Below are 965 nucleotides of genomic sequence, written 5' to 3'. Positions count from 1 at the left end.
GGCCCCGACGCCGCACGAGCCGTCGTTGCGGCATTGGCCGCCTGCGCCTGCGCGTCCGTGATCGCCTGTTCGATGTCGAGCGCGGTCACGCGACGTTGTGCATCCGCCTGCGTCCGCTGCGCGGTCGCCTGCGCGATCGCCGCGCGACCATTATTGAACACTGGGATCGGGATCGACACGGTGAACACCGCCGCCATGTCATTGGTCGCTTCCAGTCGGCGGATCGCAGGCCCGACATTGAGGTCAGGGACGCGATTGGCGCGAGCAAGCCGAACGCCCGCTTCCGCGATCGAGAAATCCGCGTTCGCCGCCGCCAGCGCGAGCGTGCCGGTCGCCTCGACCGGTGCCACCGGTCCATAGATGTTCGCCCCCGGCAGGCGATCGAGCAGCGTGTCATCGAGCGCACCGTCAATCGGTCGACCGATCCGGCGCGCCAGATTGGCCCGCGCCGCCTCCGCCAAGCGAAGCTGCCGCTCCACATTGGCGTCGGCATTGATGCGCGCGACATCTGCGCGCTGTTGCTCGAGCGGGGAGGCCCGCCCCGCCTGCACGCGAACGCTCGCGGCCCGCAGCGCGTCGCTGGCGATCCGGGCCTGGTCGCGGGCTATTGTAACCCGGCGATCGGCCGCGACCGCCTCGACATAAAGCTGCGTCACCTGAAGCCGGACATCTGCCGCGATGATCGCGGCCTGGATTTCGGCCCGGGACAATTGCGCATTGGCGACCGCGACGCGGGCGCCGCGCTTGCCGCCTAGCTCGATCGGGATCGCAAAGCCGACCGTGGATTCCGCGCTGCGGACCCCCCGATACGGCCCGGAGCCGATGACATTCTCGACTTGGCCTTGAACCACCGGATTGGGCCGCAAGCCGGCGACTGTGCGACCTGCACGGGCCGCGTCGATTCCAGCTGTCGCCGCTTCCGCAGCAGGGGCCGAACCGCCCGCTGCACTGACCGCTTGGTCAAG

The 965-nt window shown here is 69.5% G+C and carries 1 protein-coding gene; it reads right to left on the bottom strand.

The annotated features are described in order from the left end of the window. Positions 1–965, bottom strand: a 965-nt coding sequence (locus tag CA234_RS24110; protein WP_164521937.1) for a TolC family protein, incomplete at both ends; no start/stop codon positions are given.

It is taken from the genome of Sphingomonas sp. ABOLE, from assembly GCF_003950455.1.
Taxonomy (GTDB): domain Bacteria; phylum Pseudomonadota; class Alphaproteobacteria; order Sphingomonadales; family Sphingomonadaceae; genus Sphingomonas; species Sphingomonas trueperi.
This window is presented reverse-complemented; position numbering and strand designations above follow the sequence as displayed.